The sequence below is a fragment of the Paenarthrobacter sp. TAF1 genome, assembly GCF_052113825.1.
GTDB lineage: Bacteria > Actinomycetota > Actinomycetes > Actinomycetales > Micrococcaceae > Arthrobacter > Arthrobacter nicotinovorans.
This window is the reverse complement of sequence record NZ_JBFRDO010000003.1, coordinates 327345-349165: the sequence shown is the minus strand read 5'-3', so window position 1 is coordinate 349165 and position 21821 is coordinate 327345. Positions and strand designations below refer to the sequence as shown.

The following is a 21821-nucleotide window of genomic DNA, read 5'->3' as shown; positions in this document are numbered from 1 at the left end:
GTTATCCAATCAGCGGGCGATACGGGCGGCAACCTTGACGGCGTCAAGGCTGGGGCCGACGTCGTGGACGCGGACAGCCCAAGCGCCTTGGGCAGCACTCAGAGCGGTGATGGCGGCGGTGGCGGAGTCGCGCTCCAACGGCGCTGCCGACTTGCCGGCCACTGTGAGGAGCGAGCCAAGGAAGCGCTTGCGTGAAGCGGCCACCATCACCTTGTGTCCCAGGACGAACAACTGGTCCAGGTTCTTCAGGAGTTCCCAGTTCTGGTTCTCGTTCTTGGAGAACCCGATACCGGGATCGACGATGATCTGTTCCGGGGCAACGCCGGCGGCATACAGCTTGTCGCGGACGCCGCTGAGCTCGGCCACCACGTCCTCGGTGACGTTGTTGTAGTCCGTCAGGCTGTCCATGGTCAGGGCGTCGCCCCGGCGGTGCGTCAGGATGTACGGGACCTTGGTGCGGGCCACGAGCTCGGGCATATCGGGCTCGATGGTCAGGCCGGACACATCGTTGATGATGGCAGCTCCGGCCTCAACAGCGGCGGCCGCCGTGGAGGTGTGCATGGTGTCGATGCTGACCAGCGCACCGGCCTTCACCAGGGCCTGGATCACCGGCAGCACGCGGCGCTGTTCTTCTTCGGGGGAAACAGGTTCCGCGCCCGAACGGGTGGACTCGCCGCCGACATCGATGATGTCAGCGCCGGCGTAGAACATCCGCAGGCCCAGCGCAATGGCTGTGTCCGGTGTGCGGTGCGTGCCGCCGTCGCTGAAGGAATCCGGGGTGACGTTGAGGATTCCCATGACGAGCGTGCGGTCCGTGGGCAGGTCCTCGAACCTGGCCGCGGGCCGCGGCTTGCGGAGAACCGGCAGCGGGCTTGTGGCCGGGCCGGTTCCGGGTGCTGCAGCGAGGGAGTCCATAAATGCTTACCTTCCGATGATGAGGCTCATGGCCTCGGCGCGGGTGGCCGGGTCATGGAGTTGACCGCGCACCGCGCTGGTGACGGTCTTCGCGCCGGGCTTGCGGATGCCGCGCATGGACATACACATGTGTTCACATTCGACGACGACAATCGCCCCGCGCGGGTTGAGGTGCTTCACCAGGGCCTCCACGATCTGCGTGGTGAGGCGCTCCTGCACCTGCGGCCGGCGGGCGTAGATATCCACCAGCCGTGCCAGCTTGCTGAGGCCGGTCACCTTGCCGTCATGTGACGGAATGTAACCGACATGCGCTACTCCGTGGAACGGCACCAGATGGTGTTCGCACGTGGAGTAGAAGGGAATGTCCTTCACCAGGACAAGCTCTTCGTGGTCGAGGTCGAAGGTGGTGGACAGGACGTCCGCGGGGTGCTGGTGCAGGCCCGCGAACACCTCGGCATAGGCTTTGGCCACGCGCTTTGGCGTGTCCTGCAGCCCGCCACGGTCAGGGTCTTCACCAATTGCCAGCAGGATCTCGCGGACAGCCGCTTCAATGCGCGGACGGTCCACCTTGGAGTGGGCCTTGGAGCCCGTGGCGGAACCGTGGGCGGCGGCGAGGTCGTCGTCGTCGAAATGAGTCACAGCAGAAAGCTTAGCCGTGATGCGGGTGGTCGTTGCCGCCGTCGGGCTGCGGTGCCTGGAAGGAGTCCTGGCTGCTGACGCCCTGTGCGTGCGGAGCTACGGTGTCCAACGGTTCGTCCAGGCGGGCCTTCTTGGCCTCCTCCTGGGCTTCCCGCTCGGCCTTTTCTGCACGGCTTTCCACCGGCGGAATGGACTGGACCGGACGGGATTCCTTGGACAACCAGATCTCGCGGAAATCGCGCTTCCGGATGTCGTGGAAGATCTCGGCGATCTCAGCCTGATTCAGGGTTTCCCGTTCCAGGAGTTCCAGTGCCAGGCGGTCCAGGACGTCCCGGTTTTCGGTAAGGATGGCGTAGGCCTCGTCGTGTGCCTGGTCGATCAGGCGACGAACTTCCTCGTCCACGACGTACGCGATCTGGTCCGAGAAGTTGCGCTCCTGTGCGGCATCGCGGCCGAGGAACGGCTCGCCGCCACCCTGGCCCAGCTTCACGGCACCGACGCGTTCGCTCATGCCGTACTGCGTCACCATCTTGCGGGCAGTGGAGGTGGCCTTCTCGATGTCGTTGGAGGCACCGGTGGAGGGGTCGTGGAACACGATCTCCTCTGCGACGCGGCCGCCCATGGCGTAGGCCATCTGATCGAGCAGCTCGTTGCGGGTGACCGAGTACTTGTCATCCTCGGGGATCACCATGGTGTAGCCGAGTGCACGGCCGCGGGGAAGGATGGTGATCTTGGTGACCGGGGCGGAATTCCGCAGTGCTGCCGCCACCAAGGCGTGGCCGCCTTCGTGGTAGGCGGTGATCTTGCGCTCGAGTTCCTTCATGACGCGGCTGCGCTTTTGCGGGCCGGCCATGACGCGGTCGATTGCCTCGTCCAACGCACGGTCATCAATGAGGTTCGCATTTGAACGGGCGGTCAGCAGCGCGGCCTCGTTCAAGACGTTGGCCAGGTCGGCACCTGTGTAGCCGGGGGTCTTCTTGGCAACAGCCCTGAGGTCGATGCCGGGAGCCATGGGCTTGCCCTTGGCGTGGACATTGAGGATCTGTTCGCGACCGATCATGTCCGGAGCTTCCACGGTGATCTGGCGGTCAAAACGGCCCGGGCGCAACAGTGCGGGGTCCAGGACGTCGGGACGGTTCGTCGCCGCGATGAGAATGACGTTGGTTTTGACGTCGAAGCCATCCATCTCCACAAGGAGCTGGTTCAGGGTCTGCTCACGCTCGTCGTTTCCGCCGCCGATGCCGGCACCGCGGTGACGGCCGACGGCGTCGATCTCGTCCACGAAGATGATTGCCGGGGAACTGGCCTTGGCCTGCTCGAAGAGGTCGCGGACGCGGGAGGCACCCACACCGACGAACATCTCCACGAAATCCGAGCCGGAGATGGAGAAGAACGGAACACCGGCTTCGCCTGCGACAGCACGGGCGAGCAGGGTCTTACCGGTACCCGGAGGGCCGTAGAGCAGCACACCCTTGGGGATCTTGGCGCCGACCGCCTGGAACTTCGCCGGTTCCTGGAGGAATTCCTTGATTTCCTGGAGCTCTTCCACGGCCTCGTCAGCACCGGCAACGTCGGAGAACGTCACCTGGGGCATGTCCTTGTTGACCAGCTTGGCCTTGGACTTGCCGAACTGCATGACCTTGGAGCCGCCGCCCTGCATGCGGGACAGCAGGAACCAGAACAGGACACCGAGCAACAGCACCGGGATAAGGAGCGAGAACAGGCCGGAGAACCAGTTGTTCTCGACGGGCTGGTCAGTAAAGCCCTTGTCCGGGTTGGCGTTGGTAACAGCCTTCACGACATCCGGACCACGATCCGTGACGTAGAAGAACTGGACATTCTTGCCCTTGTCCTGTCCATCCAGGTTCAGGTTGTCCTTCAGCACCAAGTCGACGCGGTTCTCGGCGTCGAAGATCTTGGCCTGCTCGACCTTGCCGCTTTGCGACAGGAGATCCAGGCCTTCCTTGGTGTCAATGCGTGTGGAACCGCCCGGAGCCAGTGTTGCGAATGCCACCAGGAGCAAGCCAACGACGACAACAATCCAGATGCCCGGGCCCTTGAAGAAACTCTTAGCTTTCATCTGATCGGGGTTTTGCCCCGTCCCTCCTGGTAGTGCTGCAAGGCGCAACTTCTGCGCGCGAGTGGTGCTGCTTCGGTTTCAAGCTATACACCGTTCCCAGTAATTCACGCACTGGAAAGTCCAAAAGTTCCCTCTGGGCGTACACAGGATACTCGCGGTGGGCTCGAGTGGACAGGGTTTGTTGCTGGTTCGTTCAGGCCGCAGCGACGGGGAGGACCAGCAAGTAGCCGGTCGGGAGTCCGCTGCTCCAGCGTCGGGGCTCCCGGACCACGAACTGCGTGGCCAGCTGCTCCGGACTGAGCAGGCTGTTGGGCTCGGGCGATGGCCCCCACTGCCCGCTGCCATATGGGTACAGCGGATCCATGACGTGAATCCCCGTTACCTTGAAGTCCGGGAACTGGGCGGGATCGCCCATCGATTCGAATCCGCTCATGACCCACGCGTGGCGGCCGCTCCACATGACCAGGCCAACCGGTCGCCCGGTACCCGCCATGGCGCGCGCAGCCGTTTGCAGGGCGCCGCCATAATCCGCGACGCTCACCACCGTGTACGGCCCCATGCCGGATTCGGTCAGCACCTGCGCCCAACCGAACGGGTTGGCACCGTTGAACGAATCGGATGATCTGGCCCTTGCCATCTCCCACAGCTGACCCTGCTGCGCAGAGTCGGTCCAGGAAGCCCCGCCGGTGTCGTCAAGGAGGTTGTGGGCCATCTGGACGCTCGCCGCAACGCACCAATCGAAGGTGTACTGCGGTACGAAGTCACCCGCCTGGTACAGGTTGAACGCGAACGGCTGGGGAATCGCCGGAGGCGCCTCCGGGACGGGAGGCGCAGCTGGGATTGGAGCCACAGCCGAAGCGGGAGGTTGGGTGTTCGTAGACGGGACCGCGGCGGTTTCGCCTGCAGTCGGCATGGCGGAAGAGGTCGCGACCGGCTGGCCGGCATCGGTGCCGGGGAGGTCGACGGCGGGAGTGCAGGCCGTGAGGAGCGTCGCCATGACGGCAAGCCAGGTCAGAAGACGGGCAGAAGCACCGGTCATGGTTCAGTTTAGCCCCGGCAAGCGGAGAGGCGGCAGGCCCGGTCAAGCCAAAGATCAACCACCCAGGCCATTCGCACCCTTTAAGCAGCACCGCCGCGCCCCTTCCGCCAAAGGCACCAGGTTGCAGGTGCCTTTGGCGGAAAGTGGCGCGGCGAAGCGGGAACCGGGTGGTTACTCGTAAACGTGCGGGGCCAGGGTGCCCACGAAGTCGAGGTTGCGGTACTTCTCGGCGTAGTCCAGGCCGTAGCCGACAACGAACTCGTTGGGAATGTCGTAGCCGACGTACTTGACGTCGATTTCCACCTTGGCGGCGGTCGGCTTCCGGAAAGCGGTGCAGATCTCGACGCTGGCGGTACCGCGGGATTCGAGGTTCGACTTCAGCCAGGAAAGAGTGAGGCCGGAATCGATGATGTCCTCAACAATGAGCACGTCTTTGCCCATGAGGTCGGTGTCGAGGTCCTTGAGGATCCGGACGACGCCGGAGGACTGGGTGCCGGAGCCATAGGACGAGACAGCCATCCAGTCCATGCTGACGTGGCTGTGCAGTGCGCGGGCAAGGTCAGCCATGACCATGACCGCACCCTTGAGGACCCCGACAATGAGGATGTCGCGGCCTTCGTAGTCCTTGTCGATCTGCGCTGCGAGTTCCGCGATACGCGTTTGGATCTGCTCTTTGGTGTAAAGAACGTGCTTGAGATCTGCCTGGACGTCGTTTGAATCCACCAATGGCTCCTGTTTTGATGCTCGGGTGCGGCTACTGCTGGGACGGTTTCTGATGCCGGAATACTAGCTTCCCACAGCGCGCGGCTTCGCGGGGACCGGCGTTGGCCGAATCACCGGTCGCATCCGCCGGCGGAGCGCCCGCGGAAACGGTCCTTTCCTGCGCCAGGTCGCTGAGGGACAGACGTGAAACGCTGACGTGGCCGGGAAGCTGCACGGGCCCGGCCGACCCCTGCCTGCGCAGCAGGGCTTCCGCGGCTTGAAGCCGACCGTACCCGGGTTGTTGACCCCCGACGTCGGCTGCAGCCTTGGCGATGACCCGGAACCTTAGCGCCGGCGGAAGTCCGCGGACGGTATCCTCCGGCAGCCAGACGCCCCCATCCTCACGATGGACGAGTGAGAGATAGGTCTCGTTGGCCAAATCCTCGAGGAAATCCGCATCCTGCTGAAGGATCGCCGCAGTCCGGGCCAGGGATTCAGCCACCCCGGGCCCAAGCTTTTCTTCGAGGACCGGCATGACTTCCACGCGTGTCCTGGAGCGGGCGAAGGCGGGATCGGCGTTGCTCGGATCGTGCCAGGGGTCCAGTTCCTCGACGTCGCAGATCTCCACTGTTTCCTGGCGGCGGAGACCGAGGAATGGGCGGAGAAGCCGGCCGCGGGCTGGGCGCATGCCCGCCAGGGAGCGTGTCCCGGAACCCCGGGCCAGGCCCAGGAGCACCTGTTCAGCCTGGTCATCCAAGGTATGGCCGAGCAGGATCGCATCACACCCCAGGTCATCGGCGGCGGATTCAAGGGCCGTGTGCCGGGCGTCCCGCGCTGCGGCCTCGGGGCCATACCCGGTTGCTGCGACGTCCACTGTCCGCACTTCCACGGGAGAAAGCCCCAGCTCGCGCAAAACAGATGCGGTCCTGGCAGCTACTTCCGCCGATCCGTCCTGCAGTTGATGGTCAACCACGACGGCGGCAACGGACACCGGATGCCCATCCACGTGGCCGCGCCTGCCGAAATAGGCTGCAATGGCTGCGAGCGCCAAGGAATCCGGACCTCCGCTGCAGGCCACGAGCACCCGCGCGGGGTACCCGGCAGCGGCGAGGGCGTTCTGCAACTGTTTCCGTGCTTTGCCGACGACTGGCGCCAATCGTCCGGGCCGGCGTCGTCCTTTGCCTGCTGAACCCACCCCGGAACCTGAACCAGCACCGGAACCGGCCGGAAGGCTCAAAGGCCCATCCGCTCTAGCCACAGCCGGGAGTTATGGATTTCTTCTTCGGTGGGCAGGTACTCGGCGGATTCCCAGACCTTGTTGAAGCCTTCCATCCCGGCCACGGCAACGACTTCGCGGACGAATTTGGCGCCGTCGGTGTACTGGCGCATCTTGGCATCCAGGCCGAGGAGGTTGCGGATGAACTTCTCCACAACGCCCCGGTCCTTGCCGCGGTCGTTGAAGCGCTGGCGGATGGTCTTCACTGAGGGGACGATGCTGGAATCGACGGCATCCATCACGACGTTGGCGTGGCCCTCGAGGAGGCTCATGACAGCGGTGATGTGGGAGAGGGACGCTTTTTCTTCGGGATTCTGCAGGAGGTCCAGGATGGCGCCACGGCCCGGTGTCTTCTCTGTGGGATTGCGGTCCCGGAGGGACTTGGCCACTGCGCCGGCCCGTTCAACGAGGGAGTCCATGTTGCCCAGGAGGTTGCCGCTGAGTTTCTCGATTTCGTCGAGCATGTGGTGCCTGAGCCAGGGTGCGGCCGCGAACTGGACGCGGTGCGTTTGCTCGTGGAGGCACACCCAGAGGCGGAAGTCGTCCGGGTGGACGTTGAGTTCGCGTTCCACGGAGATGATGTTCGGCGCCACAAGCAGGAGCCGGCCGCCCGGGGGCACATTGGAATCGGGTGCCAGGGCAGCGAAGGGATCATACTGGCCGAGCACTTTGCTGGAGAGGAAGGCCAGTACGGCGCCGAGCTGGGTTCCGGTGATGGCCCCGCTGGTTGCAGCTGCCGCCGGTGTCATGGCAACCCCGCTGCGGCTTTCCAGCATCTTCTTCAGCGCAGGCTGGAGCATCACCGAGAAACTCTGGGTATTGGCCTTGGACCACGAGGCCCGGTCCACCACCAGGACATGGGAATCGCGCAGGTCCCGCGCGGCGTCCAGCCCTGTGATGTCGTGCACGTGGGGCACGGAGATATCCGCGTTGAAGCGCAGGTTCTCTACCGCCTTGCCGATTTCCCCGGCGCTGAGCTCAGGGCCGGAGGGGGCAAGCCGGGCAGCCGTAGCGGCGGCCAGATCCCAATTGATCAGGGACTGGGCCCCTGCTGACGATTCGCGGGCAGATGACACCATACGGTCCATCACACCACACGTGGCTGACAGTGAACCCTTAAGTTCGCTGGACGCGGAGCTTTCAGCCCCGGCAGCCGCAGGAGGCCAGTACGGACGCGGATCGGTCCATGGCCACTTTGTTGCCGGCCGCACCGGGGTCCAGCCCGTTGCCGATGAAGGAGAACACCAGGAGCCGTCCGTCCGCGTCCACCACATAACCGCTCAGGGCGATGACGGTGTTGAGGGTTCCGGTCTTGGCGCGGACCAGTCCCGCTCCCCCGGCGGTGCTGGCGTCGCCGTACCTGTCGTTGAGGGTGCCGGTGAGTCCCGCAACGGGAAAACCGTCCAGGGCTGAACGAAGCGCAGGATCCGGACCACTGGTGATGGCCCGGACGACCTCGGCGAACTGCCGGGCACTGACCTGGTTCTCCAACGCCAGTCCCGAAACGTCGGCCAGCTGCATTGAGTCCGTGGCGATGCCCAACTCCCCCAGCCTTTGCCGCACGGCTGCAGTGGCGGCGTCGTACGTGGTTTCCTTGCCGCTGGCGGCAGCGGTCATCCGCCCCAGGGCCTCGGCCAGGAAGTTATCGGAGGTCTCCAGCATCAGGTCCACTTGCTCGCTGACCGTGGCGGATTCAGCGGTGGCCAGGACTTTGGTGGGGAGGCCTTTGGCGCGTTCGACGCCGGGACTCACCACGACGCCGGCCGCCGCCAACTGCTCCGCGAAAGCCTGGGCGGTGGTCATGGCAGAGTCCTGGGGCCTGGGACCTGTTTGAACGCCGGGTGAATAGCGTCCTGAGTTCAGCGCGAGGGAATACAAGGGAGCAGTTTCGCCGGCCGCCACGTCGTCGAGGCTCCAGGCCGGGTTCAGGGCCGGTCCGGTGAAGAGGGAGTCGTCCACCTTCACCGTGATGGGGCCCTGCACACCCGCTGCGGCCAGGGCTGCCGCAGTGTCCGCGGCCAGGGAAGCCAGGCCGGCACGTCCAAGAATGGCGGAAGGGTCGGAAGCGGACGCACCCAGCAGCACGTCCCCGCCGCCGGTCAGGACCACTGTGGAGGGATTGTCGGATCCGAGAACCTTGGTGGTGAACCGCGCGTCGGGCCCGAGTGCCTTCAGGGCGGCCACGGCGGTCAACAATTTCATGTTGGACGCCGGGATCCTGTTGGCGTTGGCGTCGCGGTCGAACAGGACCTTCCCCGTGATGGCGTCGATGACCATGCCGCTGATGTTGCCCGCGCCATCTGGTTTCAGGGTCCCGTCCAGGAGCCGGGACACTTCGGACGGCAGGGGGACGGGCGCTTTGTCATCCAGGGGCAGCAGCGCGCTGGAGCCGGACAGTTGCGTGGGTTGCTGCTGCCACGCGGGGATCGACGGCGAAGGCCGGGGAACACTGAACAACCCGGGCGCCATTCCGGACACCACGACGGCGCCGACACAGAGCAGGACAACTGCCAACAGCACCGGCCACATCAAGCGCCCCCACACCGTGGGCACCCTCTTCCGGGAACCCCCGTTTTTAACGCCCATCATGGAAGTTGCTTGGTCCTGTCAGTCCTGAAATGTCCCCGCCGGTTCAAGAAACCCGGGCCTCTCGCTATATCCTCAATAGTAGTCGGCGGCACCGGCTGTACTTTTGCCTGCCGCCAGCCCCGGGCTAAGCAGCCTGCCTGAGGCACCGTCACCCGTGGCGGCCGCTTCGGCGGAGCAACGCCCCACCCTCACCCGTCAAGGAGCATTCCATGAAGCACGACGTGACCATCGAGATCCCCAAGGGATCGCGCGTCAAGTACGAAGTTGACCACGAAACCGGCCGTGTCCGCCTGGACCGCGTCCTGTTCACCTCCATGCAGTACCCCACGCACTACGGTTTCTTCGAGAACACCCTGGGCGAGGACGGCGACCCGCTGGACGCACTGGTGCTCCTGCAGGACTTCGACCTCCACCCGGGCGTCATCGTTGAATCCCGCCCCATCGGCGTCTTCAACATGACCGACGACGGCGGCGGAGATGCCAAGGTCCTTTGCGTTCCCGTTGACGCCCGCTTCGACCACATCCAGGAAGTCAGCGACGTCAGCGAATTCCTGATCAAGGAAATCGAGCACTTCTTCACCCGCTACAAGGACCTGGAGCCCGGCAAGTGGGTCAAGGCCGAGGGTTGGGGCGACCGCGCCGCCGCCGAAGCCGAGCTGGAAGCCTCCATCAAGCGCTACGTTCCGGCCGCAGGCCACTAACGCAGACCACGACGGCGGTTGGCGGAGTTCCTCTGGAACCCCACCAACCGCCGTCGTGCTTTTAAAGCAACGCGGGGTCACTTATGGCCCATTCGGGAGTCGAACATGGGCCATAAGTGACCCCGCGTTGCTTTGATGGGCATGACTACCCATCGCGGGAGCTTGGCCGGCCCCCTAGGCTGGGACGAGACTTTTCGATGCTTGCACACAGGGGGTTCCATATGGCTGGGTTTTACGGCGCGGATATCGCGCAGCTTCGCAGTCTGGCGGGTGTGATGGGCAAAGCCGCCGACGCCATCAGCCTGCAAAGCACGCAACTGTCCAACGCGATCAATTCCACGACAGCCTGGCAAGGCCGCGACGCCACGGTCTTCAAGGGTGACTGGAACAGCCAGCACCGGCAGAGTCTGGTCAAGGCCGCCAACATGCTCCGGGAAAACGCGAGCCAGCTGAAGAAGCACGCCAACCAGCAGGAATTCGCCAGCCACAATGACGGCTCGGGCACGTCGGTGGGCGTCCTCAAGGATGTCTACGACACCGCCATGGGCGCCAAAGGTGTGGCTGCTCCGCTGTGGACGGCCTTCAAGTACCTCCTTCCGGTCAAGCCGGACGCCGCCGGAAACGTCATCCCCCGGCACCTGCGGTACGGGCAGACCAAAGAGATCCTGACCAACTGGCGCGCCGGCGGCAGCGTGCTGCGGGACGGCATCACCGCGCTGCGCAACGGCGAAAAGGTCACGGACGTCATCACCGACCTCAAAGCCAACATCCCGTACAGCACGGCATTCCAAGAGGCGAGCAAGTTCTCCAAGGGGCTCCGGATCGCCGGAGCTGTCGCTGCACCACTGAACATCGTGGGCGGCATCAGCGACATGATCAGCCCCCAGCACGACGGTTGGCGCGGAACCGGCGACAGGGTTGCCGGCGGGCTGTCCGTGGTGGGCGGCGTGGGCAGCATCATGCTCATGACGGCCGGCGGCGCGGCCCTTCTGGGTCCCATCGGTGCGCCGATCGTCATTGGCGCCGGGCTGGTTGCCGGAGCGTGGGCGCTGGGCAACCTGGTGGCTGACAATTGGGATTCCATCTCCAACTTTGCCCGCAACCCCGGCAGTTACATTGCCGACGGCGCCAAGGAAGTGGGCAATTTCGCCAAGGATGTAGGCAGTAAGGTGGCAGACGGAGTCAGTAATGCCGCCAAGTCGGTCGGAAACTTTGTCGGAGGGATATTCGGATGACAACGAGCACCATGAATTGGACCGAACGGGATGTCCAGGCCGCAGCCAAGGTCCTGGCATCAGCCAGCGCCATCGGAGCGCCCCTGCCCACGCTGACCGATGAGGAAGTTGTGGCACTGGACGGCGTCCAGCACGAGCAACTGGTGGCATTGCCGTGGCTTTCAGCCCAGGACGCCAACAAGGACATCATGTGCGCCGTGGCCTTGCGCGGGCTGCTCGCCAAGGAACTCGTATACCCGGTGATCTTTGAAGGCGAAACGGAACCCTCCCGTTTGCACGCCACGGAGGAAATCACCGGCGCCCTGACCCTTCGCCGCAGCGGCAGCAACGTTGTTTCCGTTGAACGGACCGTCTCCACCGGCAAGCGCTGGCTGTACGGCTACGTCCACGACGAGGGCGTCCTGCTGGAGGAAGTGGACGAAGGCGGCCTTCACGGCTTCACCGTTGTCACCCGGGATCAACTGGTACCGCGCCTCGCCGAATTCGTGGATCCCGAGCACGCCGCCGCCCGCGACTCGGACCCTGCGGTGTACACGGAAGCCCAGTTCGAAGCCCATGCCGCCACGGCCCTGGCCGATACGCAGGCCGCAAGCAACGTTGTTGCGTTCAACTCCGACACCAATGAATTTCCTACCGTCACCGTTTACACCGGCCCGTCCGGCGTCCACGTCCTGACGCCTCGCGTGGAGGGCTCGCAGGAACCCGGCCTTCCGGAGCAGGGCGAGGGCGTTCCCTTCGAACTGAAGGAAACATCGGCCCCGTCCCTGGCCCGCGTCCTGGGCGGACTTGCCGGGCTGGCCTGATCTCCCGCAACCAAGCCGCAACCCGCCGTCGAACCGAAAGCCCCTCATGAGCGCTACGAAGCCCACAACCGCAACCCGCATGGTGGACCCCCTCACCGGACGTGCCGTACGCCGCCACCCCGACACGGGCGCGTACTTCGTCAAGACATCCGGAGCAGCCCACTTTTGGGGCCGCGTGCTGGATGCCGTCGTGTTCCTGGTGGGCTACGTCATCCTGGCAGCCATCGCCGCAGTGGTCCGTGAGTCCATGATGAACAACGGATCGACGCTCGGGTTCAATGACGGCTTCTGGCTGACCCTGTACGTCGTCCTGTGGTTCGTGGGTCTGTTCATCTACGGCATGATCTGGGGAACTGTGGGCAGCGTCGGTGACGCCGCTGCAGGCATGCGCTCGGTGCGGATCAAGAACGGCACGACGGCGGGTGCCTGGTTGGGCGGATGGCGCGCCATCTGCTGGTCGTTCTTCCCCTTCTTCGTGGTGATGGTTATCGCTGCTGCACTCAGCGGCGGCGGAGATGACACCTGGGATCCCAAGTTTGCTGCCATGGACCGGCGCTCCGGCATCGCCAAAGGCCAGCAGCCGGTCCCGGATCCCAAAGCCGTTGCCGCGGAGCAAGCGGCCTCGGCACAACAGCAAAACCTGCCCAACCTCTATGGCCAGCGCCCGGATGCGCGGCCGTAACTGGCTGGTACGACGTGTTGAGCGCCGGCTTGGACCCGGGCTGGGGCGACTCCGGTATGTCGCTTCTTCGCGGCGCATCTACTGGAAGGCGCTGATTCCCTGCCTGCTGGTTGGCTTCCTCTTTGGAACCATCGCCGAGTTCGTCAGCCCGCTCCGCTCCACCCGGGAGGCCGGACATTTCGGTGATCCCCTGCTCTTTATTGCCGCCAGCACCCTCACCGGTTTGGTGCTGTGGTCCATGACCCTGCTGGGCAGTTTCCGGAAACTCCTGGTCTTTGACGGGGGAATCGTGGCCAAGTACTCGCAAAAGAGCACCCTGCTGGTGTTTCCTTGGAACGCGATCGCGCCCGGAACGCTCAAGGCCGTGACTACCGCCGACAACACTGATCCGGACAGGCGCCTGGTGGCAAGGAACAAGGTCTCGCTGGGTGCGGGCGGCAGAAACGCAGTAGTGTTCCAGGCCCGCGATACGTTCTGGGTCTTCGCCGCGAACGAGGATCCGGCCCCGCTGGTGAAGGCCATCCAAGGAGCCATGCGGGACTCCGGCACACCCGGCGCCGGCCGTCCAGCGGCAGGTGCGCTGCCCGCCGTCGTACTGACTGGACCCACCGCCCTGGACTGAGCCGCCTGACGTTCGCGGAGCCCGTCACGAAGCAAGTAACAGGGGAATTGTGCCCTTGCAGAGCTGCTACCAGCCGGTAGCATGTGATCCACTATGTTCACTCTCACCATCAACCAGCGCGACAGCCGCCGCGACGGCGATCTTGTGCCGCAGTTGCTCAAGGACCTGCGGCACATTCCTGCCCGCCTGGATTTCGACCGCTCGGTTGAGGATGAGGTACAGGGCATCGTGGAATCCAGCCACCAGGCCGTAGAGACCGCCTTGATCGCGCTCCGGACCGGCCAGTGGTATGTGGGAATTGGTGTTGGCCCCATCAATGAGCCGCTGCCCAACCTGGTGAAAGACGCCTCAGGCCACGGGCTGGTATATGCCAGGCGGGCCGTGGACAGGCTCCGGTCCAGCAAGGAGCGGATACCCGTCGCGGTGGACGGCCCTCTGGCCGCTCTGGCTTCCGAAGCAGAAGCCGTACTGCGGCTTCTTGGCCACATTGTTCAACACCGCAGCGCTGCGGAGTGGCGGGTGCTGGACCTGCTGACGCCCGGAGTCCGGGGCCAGCAAAAAGCCGTTGCCCAGGAACTGGGTATCACTACGCAGGCTGTGAGCAAGGCACTGGCCCGCGCGCAATGGGCCGAAGAGCACGCAGCACGCCCGGCTGCTGCGCGGCTGTTGCAAATGATCCTCGAAGTGCGCTGACACCCGGGAAGGGGACAACTTACGTCGCAATGAGGATGCACTGCGGTGTTTGCTGTCCCCTTCCCGGGTTGGCAGGCCGGCTTACTGGTTGCTGACGTTGTCCTTGGCTGTCTCTGCCCGGTCCTGGACGTCGGCGGCCGCAGCCTGGCCTTCATCCTTGACGTTGGCAGCAGCTTCCGTGGCGCTGTCCTTGACGTTCTGCATGGCGTCCTGGGCGGGCTCGCGAAGGTGCTCCGCGACTTCCTGTGCCGCGTGGCTCAGCTCATCGGTCAGCGGCTGGGCTGCTTCCTTGACTGCCTGCGCTGCTTCGCGCTCCTTTTCAGAGGCCGGGAACAGCGAGGAGACCAGAAGGCCGGCGCCGAAAGCAATCAGCCCTGCGGCGACAGGGCTGCCCTGGGCCTTGCGGGTGATGGCCTGTGGGGCATCGCCGATATCCGAAACGACTCCGGACACAGTGTCCTGTGCTTGGTGGGCGGCGGTGCTTGCCCGGTCCTGGACGTCGTCGCGGGCGCCGAAAACAGCTGTCTTGATCTTGTCCACCCGGCGGTTGACGATGTGTGAAGGCGTGACTTTGTCAGCCACGGCATCAACGTTGGTGCTGAGCCGGCGGCGCGTTTCTTCAATGTCCGCGCGCAGGGCGTCGGGGTTCTGCGTCATCGTGTCTCCTCAGTGTTGGGTTTCAAAGCGGGTGGTATTTCCTTGACCGTCTCAGCGGTCCGGGGCATGCCTTTGATGGTGTTCAGTTCCTTGCGGCCCTTGACCGCCAGGACCGCAGCGACGATTCCCCAGATGACCGCGACGATGACGGCGGACCACCCGAGTCCAACGAGCTGGCCCAAGGCCCACCAGAGGGCTATGGACAGGAACAGCACCGTGATGTGGCCGGCGTAGGCAGCTCCGCCCAGCAGTCCGGCGCCCTTCCCTGCCTTGGTGGCGGACTCCTTGAGTTCCACCTTGGCCAGCTCCACTTCCTGGCGCATCAACGTCGAAACGTCACGCGTCAGGTCGCCCAGCAGCTCGCCGAGTGGCAGGTTTTCCGCCTTCTCGTGGGCCGCGGTGGGGGGCAAATCGGTGGGACTGCTCATCGGTTACCTCCGTACTGGGGGTTGTCCGGATCAAGCGGGCCCGCGAGCGGATCGCCCTGGGCCTTGATCCCACCGGCTTCGGTCTCCGGGTACGGGAGCGTGGAGCCTTCGAAGCCTCCGGTGGTTCCGGCGTCGTACCCAGGCGTTCCGGGAGTTCCCACGGTGGTTGCCGAGCCGTATCCTGCAGTGGTTGCCTGCGGTCCGGGCAGATCCACGGCCGGAGGCGTTACCGCTCCGCCGGAAGAGGGATAGTACTCCGCGCGGGGGGTGGTTGCCGGCGTCGTGCTTTGCGCCGAGGCGGCATCGGAGGCGTTACCGGCCATGCCACGGCCCAGTCGACCTGCAAGGACACCGGCTCCGGCGGCCAACAGGAGGAACGTCCCTGGCTTGCGGCGGGCGAAGCCCTTGACCTCGTCGAGCAGCGAACCGGGATCGCGGCCTTCCAGCCACTGCGCAACGGATGAAGACCGCTGGGCAGCCTGTTGGACGAGATCCGTGGCAACGCCGCCGTCCTGGGTGGAATTTGCCATGGTCGACAGTTCGTCAGAGATGGAGCGCAGCCCTTCGGCAACGCGCTGCTGCTGGACCTGGGCCTGATCGGCAAGCTCACCCTTGGTCTGGGTGAGCAGCTGGCGGGCGTTCACCTTGACCTCACGGGCTACGTGGCCGGCCTCGGTTTTGGCGGTGTCCACCACTCCGCTGGCCGCGTCACCGACGGCTCCGGCCACACCCGCGGCCTCTTGCTTGGCAGTTTCAACGGTGCCGGAATCCGCAGATCCGGTACCGGAACCTGCGGAACCAGTTGTTAACGTGGCATCGGTTTCAACGTCCGGCGAGTCCAGGTAGCTTCCGGAAAAAGGCTCGGTCCCTGCGTGGGCTCCGCCTCTCGGCGCCGCGAAGCTTCCGTCCTGCGGCGATTGGCGCTCAGTCATTGTTGCTCTCTTTCCACAGTTGGCAGGCTGCGGACAGCAGCCGGAATAGTAAGCATCATTACTATCAATGGGTGTGTACCCGGATGCCGTGGTTCTAATCACATGAATCCAGTAATCATGGTTCCGCTCACGTTCAGCGCTTTCCGCTCGACACCAGGGCACATACCTGCGACCGTTGGATTGATGAGCCCCATGCCCTCCAGGCGACGGCTGATTCCCGCGCTGCGTAAAACCGTCACACGCCATCGACTCCTGTTCGCCGCCAAAACAGCCATCGCTGCTGGATTGGCCTGGTACATCGCCCCCTTCATGCCCGGCCCCGCCGCTGAATACCCGTACTACGCGCCCCTGGGTGCCTTGGTCAGCATGCACCCCACCGTGGCGGACTCCGCCAAGCACGGACTCCAGAGCCTGGCCGGCCTGGTGCTGGGTATCGGCATGGCCTTCGCCATCACCACGGTCACCGCACCAACGGCCTTTGCCGTCGCCTTGGTCGTGGGACTTGGCGTGCTGATCGGCGGCCTGCCCCGGCTGGGAAGTGCCTCTGAGTGGATTCCCATGGCTGCGTTGTTCGTCCTGGTGTTGGGCGACTCGAACACGGAGGGGTTCTCCTTCGCGTACGTCCTGCAGATGGCATTGGGCGTCGCCGTCGGGTTCGCCGTCAACTGGCTGGTGGTTCCGCCCCTGCACCTGGACGACATCGACCCCGCGATCGCCGGCCACCAGGAAGCACTTTCACGGCAGCTCAAAGACATGGCGAAGGCCATGGAGGAGTCCTGGCCGCCCAACCACGAAGCATGGGCGAGCCGCAGCGACGAACTGTCCCTCACTGCGGCCGCGGTGCGGACAGCGGTGCACCAAGCGGAGCTGAGCGCCAAAGCGAATCCCAGGTCCCGGCGTCGTGCGACCCGCCTACCGGCCGATCTCTCAGGTTTGCGGACCCTCGAACGGCTCACTTTCCACGTCCAGGACATCACCGACGTCCTGGCAAGTGCCATCTGGGAAGAAGGCGCCGGAACAGTCATCCCGGACGCTGTGGTGGGCTACCTTTCGGAGTCATTGGAAGCCGCGGCCTCCGTCGTGGACCACTGGCGTGACGGGGAATCCGGCGAACTGACCAGACGCATGGCTGAGGCGAAGGACAGCATCACCGCCCTGAGCAACGCCGTGGCCGAGGCTGCGGCGGGCCAGGCACCCGTGAACGCACCGGCTTCCGTGGCCATGAGCCTGCGCCGGATCCTGACCGTGGTGCTGTCGTCGGAATAGGCCTGGATCTACCTCAGCGCGGCCTCAGTGGCGGCGAACCCGACCGGCCCTTGCCCGCTCCGATTCCCTCCAGCATCTCTGCCAGGGACTCCAGCGAAGAATGCTTCGGCGACCAGCCCAGCAGGCTGTGCGCACGGGAACAATCCATGATGGGCGCGTTGGCCGCCATGTCCACCCAGCCGCCGTCGGTCACCTGCAGGCGCAAACGCCACGTGGCCTCGACGACGGCGCGAAGCACCGCGAGCGGGAACGGCAGCAAACGCCTGGCCTTGAAGATCCATGCGAGCGCGTTGGGGTCGATCACCGGTTCGGCGGCAATGTTGTAGGCGCCCTCGGCCTTGTGCTGCAACACCCGCCAGTACGCATCCGCGGCGTCCGCCGTGTGTACGGCCTGGAACACCAACTCTTTGGGTAGGGCCAGCACCGGGAGCCATGGCTTACGCGGAACCAGCCGGGGCAGGAGCCGGCCGAGGAAGTAGCGGCCCACTTCGCTTCCGCCTCCGGAGCTGAACATCAAAGCCGGGCGGAGGCGGGCCACCACAATGTCCGGGTTCTCTTTGGCGAACTCGTCCAGGAGGCGTTCCTGCTCCGCTTTGTCCGCGCTGTAGTGCGAGCTGCGGATACCGCCAGTGGGCCAGCCTTCCTTGGTGCGTTGGTCCTTCGGCGCCGGCGAGTAGGCTCCCACGGAGGAAGCGCAGACAAAGTGCCCCACCCCGGCTTTGCGCGCGGCTGCCAGGACGTTGGCCGTGCCCTCCACGTTGGTGCGTCGCAGCAGTTCCCTGTCGTGGTTGGGCTGGATGAGCCAGGCCAGATGAACCACGGCGTCGGCCCCGGCGAGGGCAGTTTCGAGTGCCGGTTGGTCCGTGGGCGAGCCGATGTCCAGGGTGTGCCACTCCACCCCGTGGTAGGGGGCGGCATCCGGATCCGGTTCCCGGCGTACCACGCCCACAAGTTCCAGGTCCCCGCCCTCTTCGGAACGCGCCTTCTGCAGCCGTTTGAGCAGTTCCGTTCCGCCGTGTCCGGTGGCTCCGATGATCGCAATGCGCATGCGTGGTTCCTCAGCCTTCCTGGTTCTCGCCGCTTGAGCGGATGCGTTCGAGCACCGCTGTGGTGGAATGCTCGGGCACGTAGTCCAGGATGGTCACCGTGCCGCCGTAGCTTTCCACGGCTTCCGTCTCCTGGAGCATTTCCGGGGTGTAGTCCCCGCCTTTCGCGTAGACATCGGGCTGCAGGAGTTCGATGAGCGGGATCGGCGTGGGGGTATCGAAAATAGTCACATGGTCGACGCAGCTCAGGGCGGCGATGACGGCGGCCCGGTCGGCTTCGTGGTTGACCGGGCGGTCGGGACCTTTGAGTTGCCGTACTGAGGAGTCGCTGTTCAGTGCCACCACCAGCACGTCGCCCAGCTGCTTGGCCTGGTTCAGGTAGCGGGTATGGCCGCGGTGGAGGACATCGAAGCAGCCGTTGGTGAGCACTATCCTGCGTCCCTCCCTGCGGTGCTCCTGGATGTGCGCAGCCAGCTCTGTGTCCGTCAACGCCGTGTCCGCGAAGCCGCTGAGGTGTTTGGTGAGTTCGCTGGTGGTGCAGACAGAGGTTCCCGGCCTGTGGACCACGACGTCGGCGGCCGCTTGTGCCAGATCCACACTGGTGGTCAGGGGCAAGCCTGCCGCCCGGGCCAGGGTCAGGGCGGCGACGAACGTGTCGCCGGCTCCGGAGGCCTGCTTCTCCGCCTGCGGCCGGGCCCAGGTCCGGTGCGTCGCCGGTTCCGTTGGCGTGCTGTCCGGACGGATGGTCAGCGTCCCCTCCCGGTCCAGGGTCACGACGACGGCGGCCGCACCAGAGGCGCGAAGGAGCTGGTCCGTATGCGCTTCCACGAAGGGGCACCGGGCGGCACCGCCCGGGAATTCCGCACCGATCAGCCTTGCTGCTTCCTGGGCGTTGGGGGTAGCCAGGTCCGGTCTGAGTCCGGCCCAGTCGGCTGGGATGTGGGCATCCACCACAACAAGCGTGTCCTGCCGGGGCTCCGGCACACCGCCGTCAACGCCGGGGGCCAAGTGATCCAGGATCGCACTGCGCACCGGGCCTTCCAGTGCCCCTGCGCCGTAGTCGCACAGCACCACGGCAGCGGAGCCACGAAGGGCCTCCGGCACTGCGGCGGCCATTTCCCCACGGCCCGCGTCGGGAATTTCCGTGGCGGCATCGTCCAGCCGCAACATCACTTGCCCGGCGCTGCTCACCCGGAACTTGGTAGTGGTGGTCATGGCAGGGTGCCGGACCAGATGGGAAACGTCGACTCCTGCTGCTTCGAGGGCGGCGGCCAGTGTTGCCCCGGCAGCGTCCTCGCCGATCAACGACACGAAGCGCACCTCGGCGCCCAAGGCTGCGAGGTTCATCGCGGTGTTGGCAGCACCGCCGGGAGCGAAGTCGCGGCGCTGGACCTGGACTACGGGAGCGGGGGCTTCGCGGCAGAACCTTTCGATGGTTCCCTCCCACCAACCGTCAAGGATGGAGTCGCCGATGACCGTCACGACAGGGCGTTCCTCGGCCAAACGGCCCGGCAACCAGTCAGCCAGGCCTTCTTGATTGGATAGGCGTGCCATGGGGTACCTTCCGGTAGAACGGCATGTTCCTGTTCCCGACAGGTACCCCGCGGCACGCGCTTCACACGCCGGACCCGGGAGTTTTCGCTACCTTGAAGAAAGAAACCGCTCATGGATGTTCGTTTGTGTCCCGGAATGGGGCCCGTGCTGGAAAAGTTCCGTGGAGTCCAGCGGATCGCGGTGCTCAGGGGCGGCGGACTGGGCGATTTGATCTACACCTACCCCGCCCTGAATGCACTGAAAAGCGCCTATCCGCAGGCCACCGTCACGCTGCTGGGCACGCCCGCGCACGCAGCCCTGGCCGCCGCTACGGACGGTCCGGTAGACGACGTCGAATTGCTTCCGGTGGCGCGCGGCGTCCACGACGGTCCCCGCAACGGCGAGCACTTCGAGGACGATGCTGAGGACACGGCCGCCCAGGAAGCCTTCTTTGAGGCGATGCGGGCCAGGGAGTTCGACCTTGCGCTCCAGATGCACGGTGGTGGCCGGTTTTCCAACCCCTTCCTGCTCCGGCTGGGGGCGCGGCACACGGCCGGAACGCGCACCAAGGACGCCGAACATCTGGAGCGGAACCTGGACTACGTCTACTACCAGAACGAACCGGAGCGCTGGCTGGAAGTAGCCGGCCTGGCCGGGGCACCCGGCGGTGTCCCCGCTGTCCTGCTTCCCAAGCACGGGCACCGGCAGAACATTGCCGGGTTAAGGGACCCTCTGCGGTCATCGCTGGTGGTGGTCCACCCGGGTGCCACCGATCCGCGAAGGCGGTGGCCGGCGTCGAACTTTGCCGAAGCTGCGGCGGGCATCGCGGCGGAAGGGGCGCAGGTGCTGGTCGTCGGCGACAGCTCGGAAAAGGCGTTGGCCCAGGAAGTTGCCGGGCTGGCCCGGCGGCAGCTCACGGAGTCCCATCGGCAGGCCGTGACGTCCGTGGCCGGCGAGCTCGACGTCGGAGATCTGGCGGCCCTGCTGGCAGAGGCGTCGGTAATGCTGGCCAGCGACAGCGGCCCACGGCACCTGGCACAAGCACTTGGCACTCCCACTGTGGGGGTCTTCTGGCTGGGCAACGCCATCAATGCCGGCCCGCGCGGGCGGGCCATGCACCGCGTCCACATGTCCTGGGTGACTCGCTGCCCTCGTTGCGGGGCGGACATCACCCAGGTCGGCTGGACGGCTCCGCACTGCGGCCACGACGACACCCTCATCAGGGGCATCGCCGTGGCCGACGTTGTTCAGGACGTGCTGGACCTTACGGCCACGAGCCTTCTTCTGCGGGGCAAATAAGGAGTTCGCGGACCTCGCTGCCGAACGGCTGCGAGAGGGCGAACACCACGGCCTGCGCCACATTGGCGGGGTCGTTGAGCTTGGAGTCGTCCTGCGGCTTGTACTGTTCGTCGCGGTCATCGAAGAAGTGGGTCTTCATGCCACCCGGGATGATGGTGGTGACCCCGATGACTCCCCCGGTTTCGGCCGCGAGTGCGCGGCTGAACCCGATCACGCCGAACTTTGACGCGCAGTACGCGGTGGCATCCGGCAGTGCCCGAAGGCCAAGGGTGGAGGCGATGGTGATGACCCGGCCGCGGGATCCCTTGAGGTACGGCAGGGCTGCCCGGACTACGGAGACCGTTCCCAGGAGGTTGACTCCGATGACCTTTTCCCATTCCTCGGCCGGAACGTCGCCCAGCTTTCCGCAGCGGTCGATCCCTGCGGCAGTGACCACTCCGTCCAGGCCACCCAGGCTTTCGGCGACTTCCTTGACGGCCGATTCCACGGCCTGCCGGTCGGAGACGTCCACTTCCAGGGCTTTGGCCCCCGAGACGTTGCTGACATCCCGGTCAAAGACGAACGGCCTGCCGCCGGCGTCGCGGATGGCCTCAACGATCGCAGCGCCAAGGCCGGAGCCGCCTCCGGTGACGATGACGCGTCCAGGTGTTTGCGTGTTCATGCGGTTCCTTTCGTTGATCCTGC

General features: G+C 65.3%; 22 protein-coding genes. 8 read left to right on the top strand and 14 right to left on the bottom strand.

Going from position 1 to position 21821, the window contains the following annotated elements:
- Nucleotides 1-9 precede the first annotated feature (9 nt).
- The 8 genes from folP to dacB all read right to left on the bottom strand — a co-directional run bounded on the left by folP (nt 10) and on the right by dacB (nt 9237).
- Entirely contained in the window at nt 10-915 is a 906-nt protein-coding gene (gene folP / locus AB4Y81_RS06210) for a dihydropteroate synthase (RefSeq protein WP_018778341.1), read from the bottom strand.
- Between the two features lie 6 nt (nt 916-921).
- On the bottom strand, nt 922-1554 hold the full coding sequence (gene folE / locus AB4Y81_RS06205) for a GTP cyclohydrolase I FolE (RefSeq protein WP_018778342.1): 633 nt from the start codon (nt 1552-1554) through the stop codon (nt 922-924).
- Between the two features lie 10 nt (nt 1555-1564).
- Nucleotides 1565-3634 (bottom strand): ATP-dependent zinc metalloprotease FtsH, encoded by a 2070-nt coding sequence (gene ftsH / locus AB4Y81_RS06200; protein WP_018778343.1) that lies wholly within the window; start codon nt 3632-3634, stop codon nt 1565-1567.
- A 193-nt stretch (nt 3635-3827) separates the two neighbouring features.
- Nucleotides 3828-4673, bottom strand: a complete 846-nt coding sequence (locus AB4Y81_RS06195; RefSeq protein ID WP_441995528.1) for a hypothetical protein — start codon at nt 4671-4673, stop codon at nt 3828-3830.
- Nucleotides 4674-4844: 171 nt separating this feature from the next.
- The gene (hpt, locus tag AB4Y81_RS06190; protein ID WP_011772910.1) at nt 4845-5396 is read right to left on the bottom strand and encodes a hypoxanthine phosphoribosyltransferase; all 552 of its coding nucleotides are present in this window, start codon (nt 5394-5396) and stop codon (nt 4845-4847) included.
- A gap of 31 nt (nt 5397-5427) precedes the next feature.
- Nucleotides 5428-6498: a tRNA lysidine(34) synthetase TilS gene (tilS, locus tag AB4Y81_RS06185; protein WP_441995537.1), complete on the bottom strand. Its 1071-nt coding sequence runs from the start codon at nt 6496-6498 to the stop codon at nt 5428-5430.
- Between the two features lie 110 nt (nt 6499-6608).
- Nucleotides 6609-7730 carry a zinc-dependent metalloprotease gene (locus AB4Y81_RS06180; RefSeq protein WP_441995527.1) on the bottom strand — a complete coding sequence of 374 codons (1122 nt, stop codon included), beginning with the start codon at nt 7728-7730 and terminating at the stop codon, nt 6609-6611.
- A gap of 61 nt (nt 7731-7791) precedes the next feature.
- On the bottom strand, nt 7792-9237 hold the full coding sequence (gene dacB, locus AB4Y81_RS06175) for a D-alanyl-D-alanine carboxypeptidase/D-alanyl-D-alanine endopeptidase (RefSeq protein WP_422758707.1): 1446 nt from the start codon (nt 9235-9237) through the stop codon (nt 7792-7794).
- Between the two features lie 212 nt (nt 9238-9449).
- On the opposite strand from dacB, the gene AB4Y81_RS06170 reads away from it, so the two are divergent.
- The 6 genes from AB4Y81_RS06170 to AB4Y81_RS06145 all read left to right on the top strand — a co-directional run bounded on the left by AB4Y81_RS06170 (nt 9450) and on the right by AB4Y81_RS06145 (nt 13976).
- Complete coding sequence (locus AB4Y81_RS06170) at nt 9450-9941, top strand: inorganic diphosphatase (RefSeq protein WP_039239147.1); 492 nt, start codon at nt 9450-9452, stop codon at nt 9939-9941.
- Between the two features lie 221 nt (nt 9942-10162).
- A complete protein-coding gene (locus AB4Y81_RS06165) occupies nt 10163-11176 on the top strand; it encodes a hypothetical protein (protein WP_018778349.1) in 1014 nt (337 codons plus the stop codon).
- Entirely contained in the window at nt 11173-11979 is an 807-nt protein-coding gene (locus AB4Y81_RS06160; RefSeq protein ID WP_441995526.1) for a hypothetical protein, read from the top strand. The genes AB4Y81_RS06165 and AB4Y81_RS06160 overlap by 4 nt, the downstream gene beginning before the upstream one ends.
- 46 nt (nt 11980-12025) lie before the next feature.
- Nucleotides 12026-12661, top strand: coding sequence for a hypothetical protein (locus tag AB4Y81_RS06155; RefSeq protein ID WP_441995525.1), 636 nt, complete (start codon nt 12026-12028; stop codon nt 12659-12661).
- The gene (locus tag AB4Y81_RS06150; RefSeq protein ID WP_441995524.1) at nt 12633-13283 is read left to right on the top strand and encodes a hypothetical protein; all 651 of its coding nucleotides are present in this window, start codon (nt 12633-12635) and stop codon (nt 13281-13283) included. Before AB4Y81_RS06155 ends, AB4Y81_RS06150 begins: the two co-directional genes overlap by 29 nt.
- A 93-nt stretch (nt 13284-13376) precedes the next feature.
- A complete protein-coding gene (locus tag AB4Y81_RS06145) occupies nt 13377-13976 on the top strand; it encodes a hypothetical protein (protein WP_018778353.1) in 600 nt (199 codons plus the stop codon).
- A gap of 81 nt (nt 13977-14057) precedes the next feature.
- Here the strand turns inward: AB4Y81_RS06145 and AB4Y81_RS06140 are convergent, their stop codons facing one another.
- The 3 genes from AB4Y81_RS06140 to AB4Y81_RS06130 are packed head-to-tail and all read right to left on the bottom strand — an operon-like array spanning nt 14058 to nt 15993.
- The gene (locus tag AB4Y81_RS06140) at nt 14058-14633 is read right to left on the bottom strand and encodes a DUF3618 domain-containing protein (RefSeq protein ID WP_018778354.1); all 576 of its coding nucleotides are present in this window, start codon (nt 14631-14633) and stop codon (nt 14058-14060) included.
- Nucleotides 14630-15061, bottom strand: coding sequence for a phage holin family protein (locus AB4Y81_RS06135; RefSeq protein ID WP_018778355.1), 432 nt, complete (start codon nt 15059-15061; stop codon nt 14630-14632). The genes AB4Y81_RS06140 and AB4Y81_RS06135 overlap by 4 nt, the downstream gene beginning before the upstream one ends.
- A complete protein-coding gene (locus tag AB4Y81_RS06130) occupies nt 15058-15993 on the bottom strand; it encodes a hypothetical protein (RefSeq protein WP_179128415.1) in 936 nt (311 codons plus the stop codon). Before AB4Y81_RS06130 ends, AB4Y81_RS06135 begins: the two co-directional genes overlap by 4 nt.
- Nucleotides 15994-16176: 183 nt before the next feature.
- Here AB4Y81_RS06130 and AB4Y81_RS06125 point away from each other — a divergent pair, with 183 nt between their 5' ends.
- Nucleotides 16177-17259 (top strand): FUSC family protein, encoded by a 1083-nt coding sequence (locus AB4Y81_RS06125; protein WP_231949192.1) that lies wholly within the window; start codon nt 16177-16179, stop codon nt 17257-17259.
- Between the two features lie 13 nt (nt 17260-17272).
- Here the strand turns inward: AB4Y81_RS06125 and AB4Y81_RS06120 are convergent, their stop codons facing one another.
- Together AB4Y81_RS06120 and rfaE2 are read right to left on the bottom strand one after the other, a co-directional pair.
- Nucleotides 17273-18307: an NAD-dependent epimerase/dehydratase family protein gene (locus AB4Y81_RS06120; RefSeq protein ID WP_441995523.1), complete on the bottom strand. Its 1035-nt coding sequence runs from the start codon at nt 18305-18307 to the stop codon at nt 17273-17275.
- A 10-nt stretch (nt 18308-18317) separates the two neighbouring features.
- Complete coding sequence (gene rfaE2 / locus AB4Y81_RS06115) at nt 18318-19859, bottom strand: D-glycero-beta-D-manno-heptose 1-phosphate adenylyltransferase (protein WP_079581983.1); 1542 nt, start codon at nt 19857-19859, stop codon at nt 18318-18320.
- Nucleotides 19860-19970: 111 nt separating this feature from the next.
- On the opposite strand from rfaE2, the gene AB4Y81_RS06110 reads away from it, so the two are divergent.
- Nucleotides 19971-21137: a glycosyltransferase family 9 protein gene (locus AB4Y81_RS06110; RefSeq protein ID WP_441995522.1), complete on the top strand. Its 1167-nt coding sequence runs from the start codon at nt 19971-19973 to the stop codon at nt 21135-21137.
- Here AB4Y81_RS06110 and AB4Y81_RS06105 read toward each other — a convergent pair.
- Nucleotides 21103-21798: an SDR family oxidoreductase gene (locus tag AB4Y81_RS06105; protein ID WP_441995521.1), complete on the bottom strand. Its 696-nt coding sequence runs from the start codon at nt 21796-21798 to the stop codon at nt 21103-21105. The genes AB4Y81_RS06110 and AB4Y81_RS06105 overlap by 35 nt on opposite strands.
- Nucleotides 21799-21821: the final 23 nt, after the last annotated feature.

Excerpts from the sequence above, each read along its gene's own strand:
- AB4Y81_RS06195 (WP_441995528.1), bottom strand. The coding sequence starts at position 4,673 with ATGACCGGTGCTTCTGCCCGTCTTCTGACCTGGCTTGCCGTCATGGCG.
- AB4Y81_RS06145 (WP_018778353.1), top strand. The coding sequence starts at position 13,377 with ATGTTCACTCTCACCATCAACCAGCGCGACAGCCGCCGCGACGGCGAT.
- folP (WP_018778341.1), bottom strand. The coding sequence starts at position 915 with ATGGACTCCCTCGCTGCAGCACCCGGAACCGGCCCGGCCACAAGCCCG.
- dacB (WP_422758707.1), bottom strand. The coding sequence starts at position 9,237 with ATGGGCGTTAAAAACGGGGGTTCCCGGAAGAGGGTGCCCACGGTGTGG.
- AB4Y81_RS06130 (WP_179128415.1), bottom strand. The coding sequence starts at position 15,993 with ATGACTGAGCGCCAATCGCCGCAGGACGGAAGCTTCGCGGCGCCGAGA.
- ftsH (WP_018778343.1), bottom strand. The coding sequence starts at position 3,634 with ATGAAAGCTAAGAGTTTCTTCAAGGGCCCGGGCATCTGGATTGTTGTC.
- AB4Y81_RS06180 (WP_441995527.1), bottom strand. The coding sequence starts at position 7,730 with ATGGTGTCATCTGCCCGCGAATCGTCAGCAGGGGCCCAGTCCCTGATC.
- AB4Y81_RS06110 (WP_441995522.1), top strand. The coding sequence starts at position 19,971 with ATGGATGTTCGTTTGTGTCCCGGAATGGGGCCCGTGCTGGAAAAGTTC.
- AB4Y81_RS06125 (WP_231949192.1), top strand. The coding sequence starts at position 16,177 with ATGAGCCCCATGCCCTCCAGGCGACGGCTGATTCCCGCGCTGCGTAAA.
- AB4Y81_RS06135 (WP_018778355.1), bottom strand. The coding sequence starts at position 15,061 with ATGAGCAGTCCCACCGATTTGCCCCCCACCGCGGCCCACGAGAAGGCG.
- AB4Y81_RS06105 (WP_441995521.1), bottom strand. The coding sequence starts at position 21,798 with ATGAACACGCAAACACCTGGACGCGTCATCGTCACCGGAGGCGGCTCC.
- AB4Y81_RS06170 (WP_039239147.1), top strand. The coding sequence starts at position 9,450 with ATGAAGCACGACGTGACCATCGAGATCCCCAAGGGATCGCGCGTCAAG.
- AB4Y81_RS06160 (WP_441995526.1), top strand. The coding sequence starts at position 11,173 with ATGACAACGAGCACCATGAATTGGACCGAACGGGATGTCCAGGCCGCA.
- AB4Y81_RS06140 (WP_018778354.1), bottom strand. The coding sequence starts at position 14,633 with ATGACGCAGAACCCCGACGCCCTGCGCGCGGACATTGAAGAAACGCGC.
- rfaE2 (WP_079581983.1), bottom strand. The coding sequence starts at position 19,859 with ATGGCACGCCTATCCAATCAAGAAGGCCTGGCTGACTGGTTGCCGGGC.
- AB4Y81_RS06165 (WP_018778349.1), top strand. The coding sequence starts at position 10,163 with ATGGCTGGGTTTTACGGCGCGGATATCGCGCAGCTTCGCAGTCTGGCG.
- AB4Y81_RS06155 (WP_441995525.1), top strand. The coding sequence starts at position 12,026 with ATGAGCGCTACGAAGCCCACAACCGCAACCCGCATGGTGGACCCCCTC.
- AB4Y81_RS06120 (WP_441995523.1), bottom strand. The coding sequence starts at position 18,307 with ATGCGCATTGCGATCATCGGAGCCACCGGACACGGCGGAACGGAACTG.
- AB4Y81_RS06150 (WP_441995524.1), top strand. The coding sequence starts at position 12,633 with ATGGCCAGCGCCCGGATGCGCGGCCGTAACTGGCTGGTACGACGTGTT.